Origin of the sequence: Fibrobacter sp. UWB12, from assembly GCF_900142485.1 — a bacterium.
Lineage (GTDB): Bacteria > Fibrobacterota > Fibrobacteria > Fibrobacterales > Fibrobacteraceae > Fibrobacter.
Genome location: NZ_FRAZ01000006.1, coordinates 89,287 through 105,600, shown reverse-complemented (window position 1 = coordinate 105,600; position 16,314 = coordinate 89,287). Strand labels below are relative to the sequence as shown.

General features: G+C 42.4%; 13 protein-coding genes. 9 read left to right on the top strand and 4 right to left on the bottom strand.

The window, feature by feature from the left end:
* Positions 1–9: 9 nt before the first annotated feature.
* From BUA34_RS10410 to BUA34_RS10400, 3 genes are read left to right on the top strand one after another with little or no spacing between them, the layout of a single operon-like run.
* Positions 10–1,224, top strand: a complete 1,215-nt coding sequence (locus BUA34_RS10410) for a CDP-glycerol glycerophosphotransferase family protein (RefSeq protein WP_072829668.1) — start codon at positions 10–12, stop codon at positions 1,222–1,224.
* Position 1,225: 1 nt separating this feature from the next.
* Complete coding sequence (locus BUA34_RS10405; protein ID WP_072829301.1) at positions 1,226–2,350, top strand: glycosyltransferase; 1,125 nt, start codon at positions 1,226–1,228, stop codon at positions 2,348–2,350.
* The gene (locus BUA34_RS10400; RefSeq protein ID WP_072829299.1) at positions 2,338–3,108 is read left to right on the top strand and encodes a polysaccharide lyase; all 771 of its coding nucleotides are present in this window, start codon (positions 2,338–2,340) and stop codon (positions 3,106–3,108) included. Before BUA34_RS10405 ends, BUA34_RS10400 begins: the two co-directional genes overlap by 13 nt.
* Here the strand turns inward: BUA34_RS10400 and BUA34_RS10395 are convergent.
* From BUA34_RS10395 to BUA34_RS10385, 3 genes are read right to left on the bottom strand one after another with little or no spacing between them, the layout of a single operon-like run.
* Positions 3,053–4,417: an O-antigen ligase family protein gene (locus BUA34_RS10395; protein ID WP_072829297.1), complete on the bottom strand. Its 1,365-nt coding sequence runs from the start codon at positions 4,415–4,417 to the stop codon at positions 3,053–3,055. The genes BUA34_RS10400 and BUA34_RS10395 overlap by 56 nt on opposite strands.
* Positions 4,418–4,425: 8 nt before the next feature.
* Complete coding sequence (locus tag BUA34_RS10390; RefSeq protein WP_072829295.1) at positions 4,426–5,406, bottom strand: glycosyltransferase family 2 protein; 981 nt, start codon at positions 5,404–5,406, stop codon at positions 4,426–4,428.
* 5 nt (positions 5,407–5,411) lie between these two features.
* Positions 5,412–6,278, bottom strand: coding sequence for a beta-1,6-N-acetylglucosaminyltransferase (locus BUA34_RS10385; RefSeq protein ID WP_072829293.1), 867 nt, complete (start codon positions 6,276–6,278; stop codon positions 5,412–5,414).
* Between the two features lie 206 nt (positions 6,279–6,484).
* Here BUA34_RS10385 and BUA34_RS10380 point away from each other — a divergent pair, with 206 nt between their 5' ends.
* Complete coding sequence (locus BUA34_RS10380) at positions 6,485–7,984, top strand: lipopolysaccharide biosynthesis protein (RefSeq protein ID WP_072829291.1); 1,500 nt, start codon at positions 6,485–6,487, stop codon at positions 7,982–7,984.
* A 14-nt stretch (positions 7,985–7,998) separates the two neighbouring features.
* Complete coding sequence (locus tag BUA34_RS10375) at positions 7,999–9,276, top strand: glycosyltransferase (RefSeq protein WP_072829289.1); 1,278 nt, start codon at positions 7,999–8,001, stop codon at positions 9,274–9,276.
* Positions 9,277–9,292: 16 nt separating this feature from the next.
* Here the strand turns inward: BUA34_RS10375 and BUA34_RS10370 are convergent, their stop codons facing one another.
* Complete coding sequence (locus tag BUA34_RS10370; RefSeq protein WP_072829287.1) at positions 9,293–11,389, bottom strand: polysaccharide biosynthesis tyrosine autokinase; 2,097 nt, start codon at positions 11,387–11,389, stop codon at positions 9,293–9,295.
* Between the two features lie 69 nt (positions 11,390–11,458).
* On the opposite strand from BUA34_RS10370, the gene sppA reads away from it, so the two are divergent.
* From sppA to rpsI, 4 genes are all read left to right on the top strand, one after another.
* The gene (sppA, locus tag BUA34_RS10365) at positions 11,459–13,756 is read left to right on the top strand and encodes a signal peptide peptidase SppA (RefSeq protein WP_254794430.1); all 2,298 of its coding nucleotides are present in this window, start codon (positions 11,459–11,461) and stop codon (positions 13,754–13,756) included.
* A gap of 24 nt (positions 13,757–13,780) precedes the next feature.
* Positions 13,781–14,839 (top strand): hemolysin family protein, encoded by a 1,059-nt coding sequence (locus BUA34_RS10360; RefSeq protein ID WP_072829285.1) that lies wholly within the window; start codon positions 13,781–13,783, stop codon positions 14,837–14,839.
* Positions 14,840–15,397: 558 nt separating this feature from the next.
* A complete protein-coding gene (gene rplM, locus BUA34_RS10350; RefSeq protein WP_072829281.1) occupies positions 15,398–15,826 on the top strand; it encodes a 50S ribosomal protein L13 in 429 nt (142 codons plus the stop codon).
* 18 nt (positions 15,827–15,844) lie between these two features.
* Positions 15,845–16,249 carry a 30S ribosomal protein S9 gene (gene rpsI, locus BUA34_RS10345; protein ID WP_072829279.1) on the top strand — a complete coding sequence of 135 codons (405 nt, stop codon included), beginning with the start codon at positions 15,845–15,847 and terminating at the stop codon, positions 16,247–16,249.
* Positions 16,250–16,314 lie beyond the last annotated feature (65 nt).

Below are 16,314 nucleotides of genomic sequence, written 5' to 3'. Positions count from 1 at the left end.
ATGCCTAATATGAAAAAAGAAACCTTTCTTTCGTTTGTCAAAAAAAACGGCTTGAGAAAATATATAAAGTGGTTAGGAATATTTGCTAAATGCTGTATAGCCAAGATACTTCTTGTTTTTATTGGGAAAAACAGGAAGTATAAAGATTTATGGGTCTTTGCAGAACGTGGAAACGATGCTAGAGATAATGCAATGCATCTGTTCCGTTATGTTTGTAAGAAGTGCCCTGATGTTAATGCGGTCTATATTATTACAAAAGATTCGCCTGATTTAAAAAATGTTCAGGATGTTGGCCGAATTGTTTATCATGGGTCTTGGCAACATTATTTATGCTATCTGGTCGCAAAGAAAAAAGTGAGTGCGCATATATTTGGTGGGGCGCCTGAAAGAAATCTCTTTTTGCGAATGGATCATGTTTCTTTCTTGAAGAAATTATTTGTAAAAGGAAAATACGTGTTCCTTCAGCATGGCGTGACTCAAGCAGATGGACCTTGGTTACACCGAGATAAGGTTCGGTTTGACCTCTTTGTCACGGTCTCGAAAAGGGAAGAACAATTTGTCATTGAAAGATTTGGTCATCCTGCACAATGTGTGAAATCTTTAGGTTTTGCTAGGTATGACGCTCTTCCGTTGACTCATCAAAAAACAAAAAAAATACTGCTGATGCCGACCTGGAGACATTATTTATCGAAATGTACGGCAGAAGATTTTGAAAAAACGGATTATTTTAAATCGTTTAATTCGCTGTTGAATAGTGAACGTTTGCTAAGTTTGCTGGACCAATATGGCTATGAACTGATTTTCTATCCTCACTTCGAAATGCAAAAATTCTTGCATTTGTTCACAATTCCTGAAAAGAATGTGATTGCTGCATCATTTGAGAATTATGATGTACAAAAGTTGATGATTGAATGTGACATGATGATTACGGATTATTCAAGTGTACAGTTTGATTTTGCATATATGCAAAAGCCTATTCTGTTGTACCAGTTTGACCGTGAAGCATATCAAAGCGGACACCAGGGAAAAGGCTATTTTGATCCGGATCAGGATGCTTTCGGCCCGGTCGCAAAATCCTTGGATGATGTCGTCGTGCATGTGGAATCTATGTTAAGCCAAGATTGCAGAATGTCGGATCAGTATATGGAACGGATGAAGTCGTTCTTTTTGTATAATGATACGCAGAATTGCTTGAGAAATTTCAATGCAATTAAGGAACTTTAAAATGAATGTCCTGTTTGTTTTTAATAATCCTTTAGATGCGATGGCTGGTGGCGTAGAACGCGTAACGGTTTCTGTTATGCGGGGGCTTTTGAAATATGGAATACAATCGTTCTATTTGCAGGATACAGGAACCGAAACTTTGTTTGAAGGTAAAACTGTTGATGTAGAACGATTCTTTTTAGACAAGTCCATTGATGTTGTTGTACAGCAACTTGCTTGTGATTGTGTTGTGAGTCGATATCTGAGCAACAAGGCGAAAAATATTCCGTACATTGTCGCATGGCATACTGCGCCGCCTACATTCGTCAAGTCCTGGCGCGTGGCTTCCACGAAAACGTTCGGTTCTGTTAGTGATGAAATAAAGCGCTTTGTCAGGATGGCTTTTTTCCCTATTTTTTATTGGAAAGAATTGAAACGCTTTCATGCTCGTTGGGGTAAGATAATCCCGAGGGTGTCTAAAATTTTATTGCTTTCGAATTCGTTTGCCCCCTTCTTCCAGAAAAATCTTCATGTATCTTCGGATAAGATAACTGCTATCCCGAATATATTGTCATTTGACGTGCGAAATGACAAATCGATTATAGCTCAGAAAAAGAATGAAGTGCTGATTGTTTCGAGAATGAAGGAGCCTCAAAAAAGAATTTCTCTAGCTTTGAAAATATGGCGAGAAGTGGAGAAAAGCAAGATTGCAGAAACTTGGACATTGAAAATTATCGGTGATGGCGAAAATTTGCAGGACTATAAAAAGCTTGCTGCAAGAATGAATTTGAAGAATGTCCAATTTATGGGGAAACAAAATCCGCGACCATTTTATGAAACGGCTGCGATGTCTATGATGACATCGTCGTTTGAAGGCTGGGGGTTGACTCTTACGGAATCTCAGCAATTTGGAGTTGTTCCTTTGGCGTTTGATAGCTATGCATCTATCAAGGATATTATATTCGATGGAGAAAATGGCTTCTTGATTCCTTATGGAAATTTAAAGATGTATGCTCAAAAGATGTTAGATTTAATGAAAGATGATAACATGAGAGCGAACGTTGCTTTGAATTGCTTGGAGTTATCTAGTCGGTTTGACATAGAAAACGTTTTGCCGATGTGGAGGGAAATGCTATGCTCTATCTAGCTCTTTTCTTGCAATTCTTTTTTTCAAATTTGTCCATTCCTGCAGATGTTGTGGGTGGCATTGTTGCAAGTATCGAGAATTCTTCAATGGCAGAATTAGTGCCTGATTCAAGTGGCACTTATCTTCGATTGAAGTACCCTAAAGGTTGTTTTGGCACATCTAGAAAAAATGGTTGTGCGTTGCAGTTTACGATTCCGCTTGAAAAGGATAGTGCCGAAGAATTGTGGTGCTCGTACGAAGTTTATTTCGAAAAGAATTTTGATTTTAGAAGTGGTGGAAAACTGCCTGGATTTTGTGGTGGAAAATGCTATACCGGTGGCAATACGCCGAAAGAAGCCGATGGCTGGAGCAATCGTATTATGTGGAAGAAGGACGGCTTCTTGACGCAATACGTTTATTCGGCCCCCCAGAAAGGGAAATATGCAGATAACATCAAGTGGGATTTAAATGGTAAGTTTGATCAGAAGAAAATCACCAGAGGCCAGTGGCATAAAATTGTAATGCATGTTGGGCTGAATGATGTTGATTCTCTAAATAATTATTCTAGAAACGGCTATATTCAAACGTGGTTTGATGATAGCCTGGTCGTGAAAGAAGATTCAATGCTCTTTAGAAATGGGCGTGATCAGAAAATAGACAAATTCTATTTCTCGACATTCCATGGAGGAAACGACGATAATTATGCGCCTCGATGGGATTCGTTTATTCGTTTTCGTCGCTTGAAGATATCACGAGATCGTGCTGATCACTTTCAATAGATTTTTGTAGCAGTCCAAGTGATGTTCCGATAAAGAGGATGCTCATTTCGGTATTTCTTCCGATTTCTCCCGAAAGGATTAGGAACACAATGAGCATTGATGTTTGCAATATTCCTTGCGTGGCCAAATGCTCGTTTGCTTTCCGATGTCTATAGAAGTAAAAGAGCATTTGCCCATAGAATATCAGTAAAGCGAGCGCTCCGAATAAACCGATATCCAAGAGGGTGTAGAAGACGATGGATTCAAGCCCCTCTGTTTCTTCCTTAGAGTAATACATTCTGTTGCCATCGTCATCGCTTGCTAAAATCGTATGGTTGGTAAAGTAAAGACCATGGCCGAATACTGGCCTTTCTGCAAATTCGATGAGCGTAAACAAAAGCTGTTGTTGCCTAAGAGAAAGAGAACTTCCGCCTTCTTTTTCTTCAAATGATTCTAAGGCAAATGAAGACAATTGAAGGGCGATAAAACCATAAAAGATGATTGCAAAAAGTCTTTTTTTAAGTGAAAGTTGCATTGTGAAATAGATTAAAGAACCTAACAATATGCAACCAAGCGCTGTTCTCGACCCTGATAATATCACCGCTCCTGCCAAAACTGCAAGGACTATTTTTACTTTCTTTATGTCAAACTTTTCCGGGGCTATTTTAAGATAAGCCAAGGTGAATAGGAACATGGTGCTAAGCAGTGTTCCTAAAGCCGTTGGATGTTTTGTTGTAATAGAAATTCTCGGTCTCCAGCTAGAAGAGTATAATCCTTTCGTAATTCCTGCGGGGCCGAACATGTCTGTATTTTTTGTGGACGGGAAGGCTGTTGCGATGATTTCTCGAATGTAGTTGTGGTTTAACAAATATTCAAGAAGTCCGCAACCGGAATAAATTAGGAAGAAGAAGAACAAGTGCTTTGTCAAAATTTTTTCATCGATATCTTTCGCGCAGATGAATACTGCAATTATGGGTATATATTTGTCGAAACAATAACGTAAAGAACTGTAGAAGTCATGCGAGTTACCGCCATTTGAATAAGTTGTCAAGAAATAAGCGATAAAGATTACTAACAAACCTGTTTTTACAGGAAACGATGCGCACGTTCTTCTAAATTCGCTGCTGTTAAAGAGAATTTCTTTTGCGAAAAAAATGTAGGGGATAAGCTGGAAGGGGGTCAGTTCTGGTTTTGCAATTAATGCAATATTGATGTAAAAGAGAATGTTTACAAGAATGAGAGAGAGTAATTGCTGCTCCCGGTTCCCCTTGATGACCAAAAAGACTAAGGCGAAAAAAAGAATATATGCGAATAACGATAAAACAAGCATGATTACCCCTATTTTTGAATTTGCTGCCTGAACTTATCGTATTTTATAAAGAACCAATATAATAACGGCATGAACTGGAATACTTGTGCTCGCCTAGTTAGTCGTTTGTCCAGAACGAATTTGTTTTCGCTGAAAACCTTGAAGTGATGCTTTTTGATTTCTGCCAATAAATTTTTGTGGTTGCCCTTTTGATGGTGCACAAAACAATATCTCTTGGCGGTGAAATTTAAAAAGCTTGAGACGGCTGCTCTCAAAAGAGCAAAGTGTTTATTTTCCCTGTAATAGGCGATTGCCTCTTGTTTTGCTTCAAGTCCGTCTAGCGATTTTGGATTTGTGATGGCTTTTGAAATTCCGGTATCGCGGAGGAAATAGTAATATAGTTCCTGTGACGTATATGTAATTTTCGATGACGAAAGCATCGCTTTGTATGAAAAGAATTCGTCTTCGTTGAATTTACCTACTTTAAAACGAAGATTGTTGAAGACGCTCTTTTTGTAAATCTTATCCCAAGCTACAACGGATTGTGTTGTATATTCTTTTTGATAAAGTCGTAAAGCGGCTTCTTCTCCGGAAAGCGTTTCGACAACGGGGGCTTCGTTTGATGTTGTTACATCGTGTGTAAATGGAACGAAGTTGCAAATGGCAATGTCGGAACCGTTCTTTTGCAACAGTTCAAATAAAACTGCAGCCATTTCAGGGTGGATGAAATCATCCGAATCCACGAAAATGATGTATTCGCCTTGGGCAATGTCTAGCCCTGCGTTTCTAGCATCGGACAGGCCGCCATTTGGCTTGTGAATGACCTTGATTCTAGAATCTTTTTGCTGGTACTCGTCGCAAATTTGGGGGCAGTTATCTGGAGATCCGTCATCGACCAAGATAATCTCAAGGTCTTGATATGTTTGATTAATGATGCTGTCTACGCATCGATGCAAATAAGGCTCGACTTTGTAAATGGGAACAATTATGGAAATGAGAGACTGGCCCATATTGATTATTTGTTCCTCAATTCATCAAATTTGTCTATTAGTGATGCCGATTTGGTTGTAGATATTTTGCGGCAGAAGAAACATCCGCTTTGAATAATGTCGTTATAGTCGTTGATATCGAGAGTGCGGGGAAGCGGTTCTTTTGGAACTTTCCTGGTCCAGTCGATAAAGCGGAGATTCTTGGGGACGATTTGGTTTGCCAAAGGTCCGTTCAAGATAATCATGTGGAAGAACGATTCGTCCGGCACGAAAGTTAAGTAAAAGCGACGAACGAACCATCGATTATTTTTGCAGAAGTCCAATACGTAATCGACGACTTCATTGCTTAGGGAAAACCATTGCGATCCGTAATAGAACGTTTCTTTAAGGGGCTTTCGAATGGTAATATGACGGATGAGCTTTTTTTGGATGTCGTCTGTATGCCAAAGAATGTTTTTCCAACGGCCTCTTCGATTGATGAAGTCGTTAAATGTGTATATCTTAAGACGCCATTCGAATTGGCTTCCGTCTCTAATTTCTAAATAGCTCTTTGTGTTGTTTTCGAAGAACTTATCGAAGGCTTCGTTTGTGGAGCAGAAATAGTCGGTACCGGAAAGTAAATGAAAGTAGGAAAAGTTATCTGCGGCTTTTGCTTCTTTCAAAAGGTTTAGTGTTGCTTCTACAAGGCTAAAACCACCCCAGTTGCAGCTCACGCGCTTCTTTAAAAAAGTGCAGTTTGGAATCTGCTTAAGGCAGGAAAAATCTTCCTTTGATTTTTTATCGATGTGTATGAAAAAATAGTGATTGGGGGCTACTAAGCTGTTTACTAATCTTGCTACAAATTGGGGATTGCTATGGGCAAGAATAAGAAATGCGTGTTTGCGAGCTGACATGAAAAACCTCAATTAAAATATAGTTATTATCCATGTAAGGGTGGGCTTAGGGGCTTGGTTGCGACCATCTAAATAGCCTTAATGTGGAAGCTTGTTTTGCCGTGGTTTTTGTCTTTTGCTATCTTTGCGTTTGCAATTTGGAGTTTTATAAAGAGTAATAGAAAGTGCCCACTCATTCATCGAAAAACAGGCAATTCGTTGTCAATATGGCGGCATCGTTAATAACTTTTGTCGTCGGTTTGGGTATTCGTTTTGGGTTGACTCCGTATATCGTAAGAACCATTGGCCCAGAAGCTTACGGGTTTATCGGATTGTCTGCAAATATTCTTACTTATACAAGTCTGATAACTATTGCTTTGAACTCAATGGTCGGACGTTTTATCACCATTAAATATTGTGAAGGGAATATCGATGAGGCCAATAAATATTATGCTTCGGTATTCCTTTCGAACATAATTCTTGCATTCGTCATCACGTTCGTTGTTTCTTTGTGTATTGTATGGCTAGAGTACCTCATCAATATACCAGAAAATTTGGTGTTTGATGTTAAATTGTTGTTTGCCCTTATGGCGATAAACAATATTATAGGCCTTCTCGCAGGAACATGGACTATCGCAACGTTTATAAAAAATAGACTTGATTTAAGTAATGTCCGTACTATTATTGGAACAGCAATAAAGGCTTTGTCCCTGATTTTATTGTTCAGTTTCTTTAAGCCCCATGTTTGGTATCTTGGTTTGGCAGGAATGCTTCTCACTATATACACTGCGTTTGCAAACTATAGGTTCACAAGCGTTTTAACGCCAGAACTTGGTGTAAAAAAAGAAAACTTTGAGGTTAGCAAAATTGTAGAGCTTTTGAAATCGGGCGTGTGGAGCTTGATTTCGAGACTAGGTGAAATCCTCGGTCAAGGCTTTGATTTGCTGCTTGCAAACCTGTATATTGGCATGATTGAAATGGGATATTTTGCAATTACAAAAAATGTTCCTGTTATTATTTTAGGACTCTTTCAGTCGATATCCGCGGTGTTTGCGCCTACGATGACGAGGTACTTTGCCGAGAAGAAACATGACGAGTTGCTCAATGAATGTCACAAGTCTATTCGAATTCTGTCTTTCTTTACTGCGATTCCGTTAACGTGTCTTTATGTTTATGGCGATTCATTCTATAGGCTGTGGCTCCCGAGCGAAAATGCTGATGATTTGATATTCCTTACTATTTTAGGTACCTTTGCGTTAGCGTATACTTTGCCTCTTGAATCTTTCTGGAATATATTCACTATAACAAATAAATTGAAGTATTCTACGCTGTTCATGTTAGGCAATAACGTCACCGTATTCTTGATTGTTTTCGCTTCGATGTTTATTGTCGAATCTTCTGAAATGAGGTTGTACGTTTTGGCCGGAACCCGCTCTTTCTGTGGTATAATCAGAGGCTTTGTATTTTTGCCTATGTATGGTGCTCGTTGCCTGCTTTTGCCAAAGACTACGTTCTATAAAAACCTCTTTAAGGCACTAGCTTATTTTATCATATGTTTGGTAATTTGTTTTGGTATAAAGCACTTTTTTGAACCTACCTCATGGGCTCAGCTGGCTTTGGCATTCTCATTAGTAACGGTTGTGTGCATAGTTACTGGTGCTTACATTATCTTGTCTAAGCTAGACCGCGCCTATTTGTTGAAAAAGATAAAGGAAAAAGTTTTTTAAATTAGGAGAATCCTATGATCCCCAAGATAATCCATTTCTGTTGGCTTAGTGATGATCCCTATCCAGAATCTATCCAGAAATGCATGGATTCATGGAAGGAAAAATTACCCGATTATGAAATTTGGAAATGGGATTTCAAGAGATTTCCTAAAGGTACTGCCAAATGGGTTGACCAGGCGTTCGAAAAACGAAAGTACGCCTTTGCCGCTGATTACATACGACTTTACGCCTTATCCAATTATGGCGGCATATATCTAGATAGTGATGTTGAAGTTTTAAAATCGTTCGATGACTTGCTTCATTTGCCCTATTTCATTGGCATGGAAAACACGCCGAAGGGAATTGAGGCTGCAACTTTGGGATGCGAAAAACATTGGGGCCTGATAGACGATTTGTACAATCGCTACAAAGACAGAGAATTTATAACAACTGACGGTGCCGTGCAAATGACTCCTATGCCCGCTATTTTTAGAAAGTGCATTGAGTCTAATTATGAATTGCGGTTTATAAAAAATCAATCTGAATTTGATTACGACAAGGATGTTGTCAATGTGTTCCCTGTTGATTGGTTTAGTCCAAAGACTTGGGATACGCAAAAACTTGAGGTTACCGAAAATACGTATTCGATTCACCACTTTGCGGGCTCGTGGTTGAAAAAAGAGCCCATTCAAATTAAAAGAGATTTAAAAAACAAACTGAAAACTTTTGGTAGAAGTGTTTTCTCGGTTTATAAAAAATATTTTTATTTCACGCATCCTTATTCAATCATTTCAAACATTCCTTTAGGACACTATTACTACCATTCTTGCAATACATCATCGCACTCTCCGTTTACGGAAGTAAGCCTTTATGATGATGACTTTTTCAATGTTGTTGACAACCTGTCTTATGTAAAAGACTTTAATTTGAAGTTTATTAGATCGTCTGAATCAAAGCATCAAAATGATTTGGATGATTTCTTCTCGATGGCTGCCGTTGAAAACTTTGATATCGAAATACATTTCCGAAATTTGGATTCCCGGAAAATTGCATTAGAAAGTTGGAACGACGGCATGAAAAGATTCAACGTGAAAAATGCCAAATGCATTTATGTCAAGGCGGATCCGACTACGGAAGAACTCGATCGTTTGTCAAAATACGTGAATAAAGTATTGCTGGTCACCAATCGAGAAACTTCTTACCCTTATCAAGTGGTCACGCCAACATTAACGAAGTTCAATGAAAAAACGTTATATTGGTTAAACGGACCGCTTATAAGGAAAATTGCCCGTAAATTCGAACCTGTGAAATAATAAATCTTTCGATTTATTAATACTTCCCGTATTTGTAGCCGTATCCATCGCTATGCCCGTGTTCGTACTTGTTGATCACGAGGCTTGCGTGAACGTCGTTGTTGCCCTTGAGCAATTGCTTCATGCCATCCTTGATAGCGTCAATGCTATGGCGGTTGTACTCAATGACCATAACGATTTCAGATACAACGCGGCAGGCGAGAGCGGCATCAGTAACAAGCATTATCGGCGGAGTATCGATGATGATGAGATCGTACTGCTTTTTTAACTCTTCGATCATGGCGGCGTAATGCTTGGAACCGAGCAGTTCGGAGGGGTTGCTCGGAACGTTGCCGCATTGCATGACTTCAAGATTTGGAACTTCCGTTTTGCTGATGACTTCAGCGGGAGTTGCTGTGTGTAAAAGAATCTGAGAAAGTCCTTTATCGCGCTTGATTCCAAATTCTTTATGCAGGCGACCTTTGCGGAGGTCTGCATCGATGAGAAGGACTCTTTTGCCTAATCCTGCGAATAGCGCTGCAAGATTGACGGAAATAAAGCTCTTGCCGACTCCAGGGATGAGACCGCTGACACCAATAATGGATTTGCTTTCGTCTTCCATGCTAAATTCAAGAGAACTGCGTAATGCACGGAGCGATTCGATTGCCACATCATCGGGTTCGACTACAGCGAGCGGGCGAGTGCCTTTAGTTCCGTTGGGGTTCCCCTTCGGTACTTTGGCGTAAACGCTGAACCCTGTTTCGCGTTCAATAAAGTTCGCGTCTCGGACACCGTTGTTAAATTTGCTCTTGATCGAGATGATAAGTGTACCAAAGAGTAAACCGATGAATAAAGCAACGCATACAATCATGGATTTCTTGGGCTTTATAGGACTGGAAACTTCTTCGGCAAAATCGATAATGCGGACGGAACCCACTTCACCGGCAGAAACGAGTTTAAGCTGTTGAATGTTGTTGAGCATGGTGGTGTACATGTGCTTGCTCATGTCAACTTCATTCGTCAGTTTCAAAACTTCTTGCTGTGTATTCGGAAGTTTCTTTGTTGCTGCGTAGTTGCTTGCAAGCTCGCGTTTCAAGTTGCTTTCTTGATCTTCCAAGGTCTTGATGGTCGGATGTTCCGGCTGGAAAAGGCGGACTGCGCTTTGTTTTTTCTGCTGCAAGTCCAGCAAGCTTTGCTGCAACTTGTTGCGCTTTTCCAAAATCAGTTGCGTTTCTGCACCAATGTCAATGGAACCGACTTTGTTGCGATAGGTGTTGAACTTGAGTAGCGAACTGTCCATTTGGGCTTTGACGTCGGGAAGCTGCTTTTCTAAGAATTCAAGCGTCTTTTGTGCTTCGGCGTTTCGCTGTTCTACGTTCTGTCTCAAATAAGATGTTGCAATCTCGTTAAGGATTTTTGTAGCGCGGTCAGGGTAGATGTCCTGATAGCTGAATTCCAAGATTCCGGTCTTTCTGCTTTTTTCCTTGACTTCAAATGCCTTTTTGAATTTTGCAATAGCGTCAAGACGTTCCAATTTGTTGAGCTTGAATTTTTGTCCGGCAGTTGCATCCATGTGGAATACGCTAAAGATGAGTGTGTCTCCAGCGTAAGGAACTCTATATGTTTGTCCAACAGTTCCTGTTAAGATTTTATTGTTATTGTGATCATACAGGTCGAATGAAGTGCTGTCTACTGCTGTTGCTATCCAAGGTCCCCTTTTTTCATCCTTCGGGATGGATTTCCAAGGCACTTCGAATTGGCTGAGTTCCATGCGGCCTTCGTGGTGCAACAATCTGTCCATCTTGTTTATCGGTGTTGCCGTGTATTGCAAACGCAACTTTTCCACAGCTTCGCCGATGATTTGACGGCTGTAAATGAGTTCTATTTCGGTTTCAGCAGGGCTTGCACTGGCAAAGAGGCTGGGAAGTCCGCCCATTAAGCCGACACTTTTGTTATTCTTGGATTCGATTTGGAGCAGGGCGTCTACCTTGTAAACCGGACGAATCCACATGGCGACAAAAACGCCAATAATTCCGGCAAGAATTATGCACGGAACCATGATTTTCCAATTTTTGACGAATTCCTTTAATAAATCAAAGAGGTCAGTTTCTTCTTTTTTAGAAGATGCAGCCATAGAACCACCACTGTGTTAAAATTATTTCCTTCACTCGCTAATCAAGATAGCAATTTTTCTATTATATCAATGATGAGAAAAATAATTGCTGCGTTTTTTGCGCTTTCAGCGCTATCTTATGCTTACCTTCCTGGCGAATCGGGTTTTGTTTCGCTAGATGGTGGGCATGGTGTTTTCGGGAACCCTGCGGGGCTTTCGTCACTTGATTCTAAGGGGGCGCTGCTCTCGTACCAATTCGATGACGGCATTACCGAGCTACGGATTGGCGGTAATTTGGACCGTCTGGGTGCCGGGTTTGAGTACCGTTTTAACGATAAGGGCATGGACGAATCGCGTTGGAACTTGACGTATAGTTTCCCGCTTTTTGACCGAAGTGCTTTTTTAGGCAGCCGTTTTATGGCGTTTCGCAGTGCGGATTTTACGGGGACGGAGTGGACGTTTTCTCCCGGTATTTTGATTCGCCCGTTCCGCTTTATTTCCCTTGGCTATTCCTGTGATAATCTGCTTTATTTGGGGCCTGCTTCTATGGAGCGCATCCATAATGCAGGGGCGACTCTTCGCTTGGGGAGTTTCTTGAGTGCAAGTTACGATGTCGAAAATTGGAAGGAACATCGTTTGCTTTTGGAACTATCCCTTTACGGATACCGATTTGGCTTTAAAATGCCCTTGTACGGCGATGACGATGAATTCGCTCTCACGCTTTCTACTTCGTTTGGCGGGCATGTCGATGCTTCCCTCAAAATTTTGGATGACTTTTTGCCGAAGGGCGGAAGTATCGGCTTCCATTCGGCGCGTAATCCGCAGTCTTCCCATGCGGCGAAGATTATACGTGTGCCGCTCAATATGGAAGTTTCCGAAGTGGAAAAGAAGTTCCTTTTCTTTGAACCTTCGTCCATTGGCCTCATGAGGGTTCGTAATTTATTCGAACATTTGCTTCGTGATCCGGCGGCAGGCCTTGTCGTGCTTGATTTCTCTGGGTATACTGGCAATTTGGCTATTTCTGAAGAAATTAACCGTTATGTGAAAATGCTTAAATCTCGCGGGGGCCTTGTCATTGCATATATGGATGATGTTCGTCCAGCTGTACTTATGGCTGCAGCAAGTGTAGACCGCATTGTAGTGGAACCTTCGGCGCATTTTACGTGGCTTGGGCTTGGTGGCGGAATTACGTTCTACAAAGGATTTTTGGATAAACTAGGTGTCAAGGTCGAGTTCTTGCGCCATGGTGCTTACAAGTCTGCTGTGGAACTGTACACGGCGGATTCCATGTCGGTAAATGCTCGCGAAAATGTAGAGACGCTTTACAAGGATATTTGGGAATTGATTCGTATGCGATTGGCTTCGCGGATTAAGACAGGATCGACTCCAGTTAATACGGAAAAACTAGATGAACTTGCACAAAAACCTGTGATTACTGCGACAGGGGCAAAAAAAGCAGGCCTTGCAGATACGACTCTTTATATAGATCAAGTGCCGAGCTATGCTTTAAAAACATTCTTCGGAATAGATGCTCCTTATGCTGGATTTAGAACATGGTCTCCGTCAAATACGAAAATCTTTGATGAAAGCTGGAGCCATCGTACGAAAGTTGCATTGTTGAATATCAATGGAACGATTGATTCTAAAATGGAAACGGCTGTACTCGAAGGTTTGCGTAGACTTCCAGGCATGGGCGTGAAGGCGCTCCTTGTGCGGATTTCTTCACCGGGCGGAAATGCAATTGCATCCGATAAAATCTGGGGTGCGCTCAAGAACTTGAATCGGTTTAATATTCCGATCGTTGCTAGTATCGGAAATATTGGAACATCAGGCGCCTACTACATTGCATGTGGTGCAGATAAAATAATTGCAGAGCCGTTTGCTATTGTCGGAAGCATTGGTATCTATGGCGGAAAAATTGATGTTTCAGGTTTGATGAAAAAAATAGGGCTAAGAAATGAACCGGTGAAGACTAACGATTATTCTGATGCTCGTTCGTTTGCTCGCCCGTGGACAGACACGGAAAAGGCTGCCCTCCAGGAATACATGGATGATTTCTACAACCGCTTTACGGGAGTGGTTTCGCAGGCGACTGGAATTAATCAGGCCGTGGTGGATTCCGTGTATGGCGGTGGCCGCGTGATGGTGGGCTGGAAGGCAAAAGAGGCCGGCCTTGTGCAAGGACTTGGCGGTTTTGATGATGCACTAGACGAAGTGCGTAAACTTGCCGATATCCCCAAATCCACGGATATTGAACTTGTTCAATTGAATACCGAGGATTCGTTTATCGTTCCGTTTGCCGATACAAAGGCGTTGAGCGATTTTGTCCGCGATATGGAGCGCACGCAATTCTGGGCGATTGAACCGGGGTTGATTAATGGTTATTAGTAACTGCGCCGGAGGCGCGAAATTATGTTTGAAATTGCTTTAACTGTTTTTTGTTGTCTTGCGGCTTCTGCGTTTTGCTCCGTGACTGAAGCTTCGTTTTACAGTGTCCCGCCTTCGACGGTAGAGCTACTGGAACGGCAAAAGAAATTTACGGCGCGTTACCTCAAGCATGTGAAGGATAATATCGACCGTTATATTGCATCGGTGCTTGTTGTGAATACGGTTGCAAATACTGTGGGCGCTTCCTTGGCGACTGCCCTTGCGGTAAAGCGATTGACTCCTTCGCAGGCGATGCTCCTTCCCGTGGTGCTCACGATTCTCATTTTGCTCTTTGGCGAAATCACTCCGAAAACGCTTGGTGTGAAACAGGCAAAAATCTGTGCGCCACTTGTGGCTGTGCCGTTCTATTACATTACAAAAGTGCTGAGCTGGACTGGAATTATTTGGCTTTGCCTTACGCTTACCAAGCATTGGACTCGCGAAGATAAAGAAAAGAAGGATGTGAGTATCGAAGACATCAATAGCCTTGTGAGTCTTGGTTTGCGAGAAGATGTGATTGACCGCCAGCAGGCACTTGTCATCAAGAATATTCTTTCGCTCAAGTCGCTCCCTGTGCGTCGTGTGATGACTCCCCGTCAAGTAGTCTTTACGCTTTCTGCAGATAGCACGATTGGCGAGACGTTGGATGAACGTGGAAACTGGCCGTTTTCCAGAGTTCCGCTTTACGATGGAAAAAAGGATCAATGGATTGGAATTGTGCTCCGTCGAGATGCATACAACCTTCTTGCGGAAGGCAAGCGCGATGTGAAACTTCGTCAGCTTATGCGTCCAATGCAACTTGTGCCCGATAGCCTTATGACCGACAAGCTGTTGCTACGATTCCTCAAACAGCGTGGGCACATGGTCGGTGTTGTTGATGAATTTGGTGCGATTGCGGGCATTGCAAGTCTCGAAGACGTGCTCGAAGAAATCCTTGGGCGCGAAATCGTCGATGAATTCGATGTTGCCGTGAACCTGCAAGAAACCGCCCGCCGCAAGTCAAAAGCGCTCGCCTCCATGCGCAAGGAGAAGAGTAAACAGTAAGGATAATTCGGAATTGTTGCTTTGTCATGCCCGATTGTCACCCCGGATTTATTTTCTTTGATCACTTAGTGCTTTGACGCTTTGCGTCAGCATCTTCGGCTCAATCATGACAGTCTGCAAGCAGCCTGTCGCGACACTCGCCTTGAATGCAACTAGCACTTATGTGAGCGTGATCCGCGTATGGGGACGGGGTCGCCATTAATACATTTGTTCTAAGGTAGGGACGTGTCATCCTGAGCGGAGTCGAAGACAACCTCAAAAGGCGAGTGTCGCAACCATACTCGTATGGGTATGACCGAGCCGAAGAGGTTGGGGCTACTAGCCCCATCTAGTGACGTATTTCTAATGACTATTGCCCAAAGACCATTGACTAACAACCAAAATACTATACTAATTAATATAATTATATCAATTGATAGAATGTCTAACCCGCCAAAATACTACTTTTTTCAAAAAATACACTTTTTTACCCTTGAACCATCCCGTAAAAGCATCTATATTTACCCTGCTTTTCTCGGGGCGCCTGTGCCTCGGAATTTCACTCACTAGAGGATTTACATGAAGACCATTACGGTAAACCCGAAGACTGTCTCCCGCAAGTGGAAGCTTGTGGACGCAGCTGACAAGCCGATGGGACGCGTTGCAAGCGAAGTTGCTCGTCTCCTCATGGGCAAGCATAAGGCCATCTATTCCCCGAACGTCGATACTGGCGACTTCGTGGTTGTTATCAACGCTGAAAAGGTTGCTGTTTCCGGCAACAAGGCTCTCCAGAAGCAGTATTTCCACCACACCGGTCACATTGCTGGTGAACGTTGGATCAACTTTGCCGACCTTTTGGCAAAGCACCCGACTGCTCCGCTCGAAGCTGCCATTTGGGGCATGCTCCCGCACAGCGCTCTTGGCCACAAGATGATCAAGAAGCTCAAGATTTTTGCAGGTGCCGAACATCCGTTCGCTGCCCAGAAACCCGAAGTCGTAGAACTTTAATTTAGAACGGAGAAAACTATGGCTACAGCAAAGAATAAGAAGATCTACCGCGGCACTGGCCGTCGCAAGAACGCCATCGCCGCTGTGATTCTGAAGCCGGGTTCCGGCAAGCGCACTATCAATGGTCGTGATTTCAAGGAATACTTCCATTCTGAAGTGCAGAACATGATTGCAAACCTTCCGTTCGCCATCCTCGGCAACGCTGAAGAATGGGACGTCGAAGTTACCGCTCGTGGCGGTGGCATCGCTGGCCAGATGGGCGCTGTTCGTCTCGGCATCTCCCGCGCACTCGTTGCTAACGACGCAGAAGTGAAGCCGGCTCTCAAGAAGGAAGGCCTCATGACTCGTGACGCACGTGCCGTTGAACGTAAGAAGTTCGGCCGCAAGAAGGCTCGTAAGCACTTCCAGTTCAGCAAGCGCTAATCTGCGAATTTGCTTTTACGGAAAACCCTGGTTCTCGCCAGGGTTTTTCTGTTATTACAAGACCG

Bases quoted from the DNA above. Each gene is read 5' to 3' on its own strand.
- BUA34_RS10385 (WP_072829293.1), bottom strand. From the start codon at position 6,278: ATGTCAGCTCGCAAACACGCATTTCTTATTCTTGCCCATAGCAATCCC.
- BUA34_RS10405 (WP_072829301.1), top strand. From the start codon at position 1,226: ATGAATGTCCTGTTTGTTTTTAATAATCCTTTAGATGCGATGGCTGGT.
- BUA34_RS10380 (WP_072829291.1), top strand. From the start codon at position 6,485: ATGGCGGCATCGTTAATAACTTTTGTCGTCGGTTTGGGTATTCGTTTT.
- BUA34_RS10370 (WP_072829287.1), bottom strand. From the start codon at position 11,389: ATGGCTGCATCTTCTAAAAAAGAAGAAACTGACCTCTTTGATTTATTA.
- BUA34_RS10395 (WP_072829297.1), bottom strand. From the start codon at position 4,417: ATGCTTGTTTTATCGTTATTCGCATATATTCTTTTTTTCGCCTTAGTC.
- rplM (WP_072829281.1), top strand. From the start codon at position 15,398: ATGAAGACCATTACGGTAAACCCGAAGACTGTCTCCCGCAAGTGGAAG.
- BUA34_RS10400 (WP_072829299.1), top strand. From the start codon at position 2,338: ATGCTCTATCTAGCTCTTTTCTTGCAATTCTTTTTTTCAAATTTGTCC.
- sppA (WP_254794430.1), top strand. From the start codon at position 11,459: ATGATGAGAAAAATAATTGCTGCGTTTTTTGCGCTTTCAGCGCTATCT.
- BUA34_RS10410 (WP_072829668.1), top strand. From the start codon at position 10: ATGAAAAAAGAAACCTTTCTTTCGTTTGTCAAAAAAAACGGCTTGAGA.
- rpsI (WP_072829279.1), top strand. From the start codon at position 15,845: ATGGCTACAGCAAAGAATAAGAAGATCTACCGCGGCACTGGCCGTCGC.
- BUA34_RS10375 (WP_072829289.1), top strand. From the start codon at position 7,999: ATGATCCCCAAGATAATCCATTTCTGTTGGCTTAGTGATGATCCCTAT.
- BUA34_RS10360 (WP_072829285.1), top strand. From the start codon at position 13,781: ATGTTTGAAATTGCTTTAACTGTTTTTTGTTGTCTTGCGGCTTCTGCG.
- BUA34_RS10390 (WP_072829295.1), bottom strand. From the start codon at position 5,406: ATGGGCCAGTCTCTCATTTCCATAATTGTTCCCATTTACAAAGTCGAG.